The organism is uncultured Mailhella sp. (assembly GCF_944324615.1).
Lineage (GTDB): Bacteria > Desulfobacterota > Desulfovibrionia > Desulfovibrionales > Desulfovibrionaceae > Mailhella.
The window spans coordinates 1-8,705 of the sequence record NZ_CALUWY010000087.1 but is presented as its reverse complement, the minus strand read 5'-3'; the positions used below and the strand labels follow the sequence as shown (position 1 = coordinate 8,705).

The 8,705-nt window shown below is 61.1% G+C and carries 6 protein-coding genes; 4 read left to right on the top strand and 2 right to left on the bottom strand.

The genetic code is table 11. From position 1 onward, the window contains the following. Positions 1–580: patatin family protein (locus Q0K07_RS12225; RefSeq protein WP_294559584.1), on the bottom strand; the 580-nt coding region annotated here is incomplete at its 3' end. A 351-nt stretch (positions 581–931) separates the two neighbouring features. Beyond that, entirely contained in the window at positions 932–1,525 is a 594-nt protein-coding gene (locus tag Q0K07_RS12220) for a flavodoxin (RefSeq protein ID WP_294559583.1), read from the bottom strand. Positions 1,526–2,389: 864 nt separating this feature from the next. Here Q0K07_RS12220 and ilvB point away from each other — a divergent pair. From ilvB to ilvD, 4 genes are all read left to right on the top strand, one after another. Beyond that, positions 2,390–4,051, top strand: coding sequence for a biosynthetic-type acetolactate synthase large subunit (gene ilvB, locus Q0K07_RS12215; RefSeq protein WP_294559582.1), 1,662 nt, complete (start codon positions 2,390–2,392; stop codon positions 4,049–4,051). 14 nt (positions 4,052–4,065) lie between these two features. Beyond that, the gene (ilvN, locus tag Q0K07_RS12210; protein WP_294559581.1) at positions 4,066–4,575 is read left to right on the top strand and encodes an acetolactate synthase small subunit; all 510 of its coding nucleotides are present in this window, start codon (positions 4,066–4,068) and stop codon (positions 4,573–4,575) included. 43 nt (positions 4,576–4,618) lie between these two features. Beyond that, positions 4,619–5,611 carry a ketol-acid reductoisomerase gene (gene ilvC / locus Q0K07_RS12205; protein WP_294559585.1) on the top strand — a complete coding sequence of 331 codons (993 nt, stop codon included), beginning with the start codon at positions 4,619–4,621 and terminating at the stop codon, positions 5,609–5,611. An 86-nt stretch (positions 5,612–5,697) separates the two neighbouring features. Next, a complete protein-coding gene (ilvD, locus tag Q0K07_RS12200; protein WP_294559580.1) occupies positions 5,698–7,362 on the top strand; it encodes a dihydroxy-acid dehydratase in 1,665 nt (554 codons plus the stop codon). Positions 7,363–8,705: the final 1,343 nt, after the last annotated feature.

Sequence of the window (8,705 nt, the reverse complement as noted above, 5' to 3'; positions counted from 1 at the left end):
GCTCCAGCGCCCAGTGTACGGGAATCTTGCAGGAACATCCGCCGTCGAGATAGAGGCCTCCCTCCATGGGCACCATGCGGGAAATGTACGGCATGGTGGAGGAAGCCCGCGTGGCCAGCATGATGTCCCTGCACACGCCTTTTTCAAAATATTCCGCCGCGCCGGTGCGGCAGTTGGTGGCCACGGCCACAAAGCGCCGTTCCGGCCGCATGAAGCGCTCCATGTCCAGAGGATCCAGCGTATGGGAAAGTTCCCCGAACATGAAATCGAAGCCGAAGGGACTTTTGTTGCGCCAGAACGCGCCGAGGCCGAAATAGCGCGGATCGTGCCGAAAGCGCAGGGGGCTCCGGGCCGAACGGCCTATCTGCCCGGAAACGTAGCTTATGCCGTTGAGCGCGCCGGCGGAAACGCCGATGGTGCATTCAAGGTTGACGTCCTCTTCCATGAGCGCATCCATGACGCCCACGCTGTAGGTGCCGCGCAGAGCGCCGCCTTCCAGCACAAGGCAGCCCGGCGTGATGAGGGATGAGGCCTGCCCCCGGGGCAGGTCGGCGAACCCGGAATAGATCTTCCTTTTCATGATATGCTCCCCGGGAGAAGCCGCCGTAAAAGGCGGCGCATGGTCTTGTCCTGCGCAAAGACGTGCCGAAAGGCGGCGGAGCGTCTTCTGCGGACGTGTCCCTTATGGCAGGGGAAGGAAAAGGATTATGCTACAAGATCATGAAACTGTCGAGAAGCCTTCACGGCGCGGGCGCTGTGGAGAAAAAGGCGCGTCTGCCTGCGCTCATACGTTTTTTTCGTGTTCTTCGGGCAGAAAAAAGGCGGAAGAGCCGTCTTCCGCCTGAGAATGTTTGTCCGGGGCCGGATGGCCCTGCGATGCTTGTTGAAGACAGGCGGCCGCCCGCCTGAGGGCGGCCGCCTCCATACTGCACTAGATGAGGCCCGCTTCCTTGAGCCAGTTTTCCACCCGGGAAGGAGAAGCTTCTCCCCCGCGCAGGAAAAGACCTTCTCCCGTGCGGGCGGAAGGGCAGAGCTTTGCAAGATCGGAAGGCATGTTCTGCCTGCCGCCGCCTCCGTGCGTGCCGAAGGGAAGCACCATCTTCCCTGCGGTGGCATGATCGCGCAGGAAGGTGCGCACCGGTCCCGCCCAGGTGCCCCACCAGTTGGGGGAACCCACGAGAATGACGGAGTAGCGGGCGACATCGACGTCGACGGGACGTATGGCCGGGAAGATGTTCTCATCCCGTTCCTTTCTGGCAAGGTCGACGCAGGCGTTGTAGCCGGAAGGGTAGGGAGTGACGGGCTGAAGTTCCACCATGTCGGCGTTCAGCCTTGCCTGCAGAAGTTTTGCCAGTTCCCGGGTATTGCCCGACCAGGAGTAGTAGACGATGAGGATGTTCCGTCCTTCCGCCGCCATGGCAGGACGGGCAGCGAGAGGAAAGAGGGCGGCCATGGCCAGGGCCGAGAGCGTCTTCTTCAGCAGAGAGCGGCGGGAAAGAGCAGAGAAAGAGAAGGAATGTGACATGGATGCCTCCATAAGATGAGGGGGGACGGGAGTGTTCCCGCATGGAGAAAACATAGGCCGCCCGGGCCGCAGGATGAAGATATGTTCCTCTCTCTTTCTTGCCTGTTGCTGCCGTGCCCGGCTTTTTTCGTGACGTCAGGCCCCCTGCACGGGTGCGTAGGCGCGATGTCTGCGGAACGGGGAAGGCCGGAAGGCTCCGGCGGCCTTGCAGGGGGGCAGAATGCCGGAGCCGGGGCATGGGGAGCGGCGAAGAAAAGCCTTTGCTGCTGCGCGGGGCGGAAGACGCGCCGCCCGGAGCGCGGGATGCAGGCTCGGCGACGGTGGGCGGAGAAGATGCGGTGTTTTTTCCGGGCTGCTCTGCGGCGGGGGCTGCGGATGAGCCGGGGTATGCAGAAAAAGGCTCCGTCATGTCCGCTGCCGCCGTGCAGCATGAGACGCATGCGGCCGGATGCGGAGTTTTGCAGAACAGCGCCTCTCCGGGAAAGGGAAGAGGGGAAAAAGCGGTGGAGCGCAGGGCGGCACTCTGTAAGAAGGGGTGTTTTTTCCGGAAAAACGGGGGGCTCAAGGTCGGCATGGCGTGCCGGTCATGCGCTTTTATGCCGTAAAAAAGCGGTGTTGCTAAAAATGTGAAAAAAATAGTTTGGTTTTTCGCCCGGTTATTTTGGCGTCCTCACTTGACAAGACAAGAAAAAGCAGTCCAGTATTATTCTACGATTTATGCCTGTCGGCGGTGGAAGCGGGCAGCTTAGAGAGCCTGCGCCGCAAGGCAGGAGGCGCAAGCTTTCCGGCATGGCGCATCGTGCGACTGGGGGAGGTCCGCCGCGTGCGGATCAGCATGGTTTCAGCCCATAAGGATGAAGAAATATGAAACTGACCGGTTCGGAAATTTTTTGTGAAGTGCTGGTGGAGCAGGGCGTTGATACGCTGTTTGGCTATCCCGGCGGCGCTGTGTTGAATCTGTACGACGCACTGTATAAATACCAGGATCGTATCCGTCACATCATTACCGCCCACGAACAGGGCGCCGCTCACGCGGCCGATGGCTACGCCCGTGCTACCGGCCGCACAGGCGTCGTACTGGTAACCAGCGGCCCCGGCGCGACCAACCTTGTCACCGGCATTGCCACCGCCTACATGGACAGCGTGCCCATGGTGGCCATCACCGGCAACGTGCCCACGCCCCTCATCGGGCAGGACAGCTTCCAGGAAGTGTACATTGCGGGCATCACCATGCCCATCACCAAGCACAACTTTGTGGTGGACAGAGTGGAAGATCTGGCCGACATCCTGCGCGAGGCCTTCCGCATCGCCCAGACGGGCCGCAAGGGCCCCGTGCTGGTGGACATTCCCAAGGACATGACCGCCGCCGTGGCCGACTTTGAGCCCGCCGCCCCGGTGAAGGACACCTACGTCACCGAAATCGACATGGCCGCCGTGGACAAGGCCGCCGAAATCATCAACAGCGCCCAGCGTCCGGCCATTTACTACGGCGGCGGCGTCATCGCCTCCGGTGCCACCGCCGAACTTGCAGCCCTCATGAAGAAGGCCTGCATGCCCGGCGCCTATACGCTCATGGCCGCCGGCGCGGTGGACAGCAACGATCCGCTCAACCTCGGCATGGTGGGCATGCACGGCTGCCGTACCAGCAACTTCGCCCTCGACAATGCCGACGTGATGGTGGCCGTGGGTACCCGTTTCAGCGACCGCGTGGCCCTTTCTCCCGATGCGTTCGGCCGCCGCGCCAAGCTCGTGCAGATCGACATCGACCCCAGCGAAGTGAACAAGAACGTGGGTGTGGACGTGAGCCTTGTGGGCGATGTGAAGGACATCATCTGCGCGCTCCTTCCCAAGATCAACCAGTCCTGCCGTGATGAATGGCTCACCCAGATCGCCGACTGGAAACAGGAAGACTATTATCCCGAAGACAGCGAAACGACGCTCAAGCCGCATCAGATCATCCGCAAGGTGAACGAAATGGCCGGCGACGAAGCCATCTACGTCACCGACGTGGGCCAGCATCAGATGTGGGCCGCCCAGTATCTGCACCATGTCAAGCCGCGCCACTTCCTGACGAGCGGCGGTCTCGGCACCATGGGCTTCGGCTACGGCGCGTCCATCGGCGCGAAGATCGCGCGTCCCGACAGGCGCGTGGTGCACTTCACGGGCGACGGTTCCTTCCACATGAACATGAACGAAGCCTGCACCGCCGTGAGCTTCGGCCTGCCCATCATCACCGTGATTCTCGACAACCATGTTCTCGGCATGGTGCGTCAGTGGCAGACCAGCTTCTACGGCAAGCGCTATTCCTGTACCGACCTCGACCGCCGCACCGATTATGTGAAGGTCATCGAGGGCTTCGGGGGCAAGGGCTTCCGCTGCGAAACCCTGCCCGAGCTGGAAAAGGCCATGGCCGAGGCCCTGAAGAGCGACGTGCCCGTGTGGATTCACTGCCTTATCGACAGGGATGAAAAGGTGCTTCCCATGATTCCCGGCGGCTGCACCTGCGACTCCATCATTATGGAATAGAAGGGGGGGAGAAAATGACGAAACATGTGCTTTCCATCGTGGTGGACAACAACGCCAACGTCATGGCCCGCGTGTCCTCCCTTTTTGCCCGCCGCCGCTTCAATATGACGAGCGTCACGGCCGCTCAGACCAGCGATCCTTCCATTTCCATCATCACCATCGTTACGGAAGGTGATGCCCACATTCTCGACCAGATTCTCAAGCAGACGCTCAAGATGGAAGAGGTGAAGTCCGTCACCATTCTTCCCCGCAACGAGAGCCTGCTTTCCGAGACCATCATGCTGCGTATCGCCTTTGAGGAATCCAACATTTCCCTCATAAAAGATATCGTTGAGGTTTACCGGGCCAGAATTATTGACCTCACCTCAAGTAGCATGGTAGTACAGCTGACCGGGAAGCCTTCCAAAATTGAAGGCTTTATGGAAGTCATGTCGCCCTATCAGATCCTTGAAATGTGCCGTTCCGGCATCATCGGCATGCCCAGAGGATCCCAGAGTGATTGGTGGAAAAGCAGCCAGCAATAGGCTGCCTGAACAAGATATTCATTGAAACGGAGAGATTATCATGATCAAGAAGTACTATGACGCGGATTGCAACCTCGGTATGCTCGACGGCAAAACGGTCGCCATCATCGGTTACGGCAGCCAGGGCCATGCCCATGCCCAGAACCTGCATGAAAGCGGCGTGAACGTCGTTGTCGGTCTGCGTAAGGGCAGCGCCAGCTGGGCCAAGGCCGAAGCAGCCGGTCTGCGCGTCATGGAAGTGGAAGAGGCCGCCAAGGCCGGCGACATCGTGATGATGCTGGTGCCCGACGAAGTCGCCGCCGACATCTACAACCGCCAGGTTGCTCCCAACATGAAGGAAGGCGACGTGCTCTGCTTCGCCCACGGCTTCAACATCCACTTCGGCTTCGTGAAGCCCGCCGCCAACCTCGACGTGATCATGATCGCCCCCAAGGGCCCGGGCCACACCGTGCGCAGCCAGTACCTCGAAGGCAAGGGTGTGCCCAGCCTCATCGCCATTGCTCAGGACTACAGCGGCCGTGCCAAGGATTACGCTCTGGCCTATGCCGCCGGCATCGGCGCCGGCCGCGCCGGTATCCTGGAAACCACCTATCGTGAAGAAACCGAAACCGACCTCTTCGGCGAACAGGCCGTGCTCTGCGGCGGCGTGACCGAACTCATGAAGGCCGGCTTCGAAACCCTTGTGGAAGCGGGCTATGCTCCTGAAATGGCCTACTTTGAAACCATCCACGAAATGAAGCTCATCGTCGACCTCATCAACAACGGCGGCTTCGGCTTCATGCGTTACTCCATTTCCAACACCGCCGAATACGGTGACTACCGTACCGGCAAGCGCCTCATCACCGAAGAGACCCGCAAGGAAATGAAGAAGGTTCTGCGTGAAATCCAGGACGGCACCTTCGCCTCCGAATTCATGCAGGAATTCTCCGCCGGCCGCAAGGGCAAGTTCCTTGCCACCCGCCGCATGGAAGCTGAACATCAGCTGGAAAAGGTCGGCGCCGAACTGCGCCAGATGATGAGCTGGCTCAAGAAGTAAGCTCTGCTTTGTAAACATCGCCGGGCGGTCCCCGCCGTCCGGCGATGTTCCGTCTTTTTTTATGGGGAATGTAGGAGAAAGGTTTCATGAAGCTTCGCAGTGCGAATGTCACGCAGGGCGTGGAACGCGCGCCCAACCGCAGCCTGTTCTATGCCATGGGCTATACCAAGGAAGAGCTCGATCGTCCGCTGGTCGGCGTCATCAGCGCCTACAGTGAAATCGTGCCCGGACACGCCCATCTGGACAAGATAGCCGAGGCCGTGAAGGCCGGTGTGCGTATGGCCGGGGGTACCCCCATACTCATTCCCGCCATCGGCGTGTGCGACGGCATCGCCATGGGGCATATCGGCATGAAGTATTCGCTGGCCAGCCGCGAACTCATTGCCGACAGCGTGGAAACCATGGCCATGGCGCATCAGCTGGATGCCCTGGTTCTGGTGCCCAACTGCGACAAGATCGTGCCCGGCATGCTCATGGGGGCGCTGCGCCTGAACATTCCTTCCGTGGTGTGCAGCGGCGGCCCCATGATGGCCGGTGTGTACGACGGCGAAGAAGTGAGCCTTTCCAAGATGTTCGAGGCCGTGGGTGCGCGCAAGATAGGCCTCATCGACGATGAGAAGCTGGAAGAGTGCGAAACCGGCGTGTGCCCCGGCTGCGGAAGCTGCGCGGGCATGTACACCGCCAACTCCATGAACTGCCTGTGCGAGGCTGTGGGCATAGCTCTGCCCGGCAACGGCACCATTCCCGCCGTGCATGCCCGCCGCATGCAGCTTGCCAAGCATTCCGGCATGGCGGTCATGGAACTTCTGAAGCGCGACATCAAGCCCCGCGACATCGTCAACGCCAAATCCATACGCAACGCTCTTGCCTGCGACATGGCCCTGGGCTGCAGCACCAATACCGTGCTTCACCTTCTGGCCATCGCCCATGAGGCGGGCGTTGCCTTCGACCTTTCCCTGTTCAATGAAGTGAGCGCGCAGGTGCCCAACCTCTGCCACCTCGCTCCGGCCGGCCCCACCCACATGCAGGATCTGTATGCTGCGGGCGGCATCGCCGCGGTGCAGGCCGAACTTGCCTCCGGCGGCTACCTTGATACCAGCCTCATCACCGCCACCGGCAAGACGCTTGCCGAAAACATCAAGGGCGCGGTCATCAAGGATACCGGTGCAATCCGGCCTCTCTCCAATCCGTACAGCCCCACGGGCGGCCTGCAGATACTCTGGGGCAACATCGCTCCCGACGGCTGCGTGGTGAAGCGCAGCGCCGTTGCTCCCGAAATGCTCACGCACAGCGGCCCCGCCCGTGTGTTCGACAGCGAGGATGAAGCCATCACCGCCATTTACAACGGCGAAATCCGTGAAGGCGACGTGGTGGTCATCCGCTACGAAGGCCCCAAGGGCGGCCCCGGCATGCGGGAAATGCTCAATCCCACCAGCGCCCTTGCCGGCATGAAGCTGGACAGAACCGTGGCCCTCATTACCGACGGCCGCTTCAGCGGCGCGAGCCGCGGCGCGTCCATCGGCCACGTTTCTCCCGAAGCCGCCGAAGGCGGCCCCATCGGGCTGATTCAGGAAGGGGATATCATCCGTATCGACATCCCCAATGCCAGCATCAATGTGGAAGTGAGTGAAGAAGAGCTCGCCCGCAGAAAGGCGGCCTTCACTCCCCGTGAACCCAACATCAAGACCGGGTGGCTTGCCCGGTATGCCAGACTTGTCAGCAGCGCCAATACCGGCGCCGTGTTGAAATAGCAGTACAGGAAGGTGGCCGGCGCTTGATGAAGCGGCCCCGTGTTCCTTCGCGTCGTCTCCATGATTCCGTTCCCGGGCGGTCCGGGAACGGTCCCTCACTCAGGGAGGCATGAGGTTTCTCTTTTTCTGTTTTTCTCTTCAGGCGGTCTGAAGGGAATCCCTCAGGCAGGAACGGTTGAAACCTTCGCGGTATGACGGTTGTGGTTTTGCGTATGGGCGGTCCATGCGCTTCCCTCACTCCACGGCATAATCATACACCGGAGCATGATGGCGTATCCGATCTGTTCCCCCGGAACAATCCCTCGTTCGGAAACGCAGGCAGCGGAAAAGCAGAGGTACACCTTTCAGGCATGTTTTCAGAAGGGAACCTTCCGTATCCCGTGATGCGGAAGAGTCCGGCTTTCGGCGGAACGCGTGGCGTTCGCCGGAGAAAAACCGGGTTGCTTCATGTCCATGTTTCGGCGTGAGGCAACCCGATTTTTTTTAATGTATTCTTCCGGGGTATTTCTCCGGAAATTCGTCCCGGAGCAGGTTCGGGGCCGTTTGTCCCTGCGAGTTTTTCCTGCGGGGAGAGAACCGGATGCGTCCTGCGCCGTCATGGGAGGATGGCCGGGTTTCGTGCCTGCGGCAGGCGTTTGTGCGCTGCCGGTCAGGCTCGTTGCCCATCGGTCGCCCTCTGCCTTGCTGCAGCGTGCGGAGGACGTGCAGCGCATGCCGAAGGCACGCGCAAGGGTGATGCCGGGATCTGGTGTTCGGAGATGTTCTGCCGATCATGCGTGTTCAAGGCCGGGCCCCGGCGGAAGGCGGAGGCGTGGCAGAAAACGCGCCGTCCGCTTCTGTCCGCACAGTTCTTCACAGGCTTGTTCCGGAGAAGAAGGCTTCCTGCCGTGGCCTGAATCCCGGGCGTTCTGTTGGCGGAAGGTTTCTGCCTTCCGCCCGGTCTCTCTGTCGCCGTCCTTCGGGAGAAAAGGGTGCGCCTGAGCACGGGGAGCCTTGCGGCGTGCGGGCCTGCCCGGAGTGCGCCCGGATATACGGCAAAAAAGCTCCCCGGGCCGTGCAGCGCGGGGAGCAGAAAAGGCGGAAGTTATGCCCACTGGCGGGACCACCCTGCCACCCGCGCCTTCAGGCTTGTTCAGGAGAAGGGCGGAGCGTGTCCTGCCGTGGCCTGAATCCCGGGCGTTCTGTTGGCGGAAGGTTTCTGCCTTCCGCCCGGTCTCTCTGTTGCCATCCTTCGGGAGAAAAGGGTGTGCCTGAGCACGGGGAGTATTGCGGCGTGCGGGCCTGCCCGGAGTGCGCCCGGATATACGGCAAAAAAGCTCCCCGGGCCGTGCAGCGCGGGGAGC

Excerpts from the sequence above, each read along its gene's own strand:
- Q0K07_RS12220 (WP_294559583.1), bottom strand. The coding sequence starts at position 1,525 with ATGTCACATTCCTTCTCTTTCTCTGCTCTTTCCCGCCGCTCTCTGCTG.
- ilvB (WP_294559582.1), top strand. The coding sequence starts at position 2,390 with ATGAAACTGACCGGTTCGGAAATTTTTTGTGAAGTGCTGGTGGAGCAG.
- ilvN (WP_294559581.1), top strand. The coding sequence starts at position 4,066 with ATGACGAAACATGTGCTTTCCATCGTGGTGGACAACAACGCCAACGTC.
- ilvD (WP_294559580.1), top strand. The coding sequence starts at position 5,698 with ATGAAGCTTCGCAGTGCGAATGTCACGCAGGGCGTGGAACGCGCGCCC.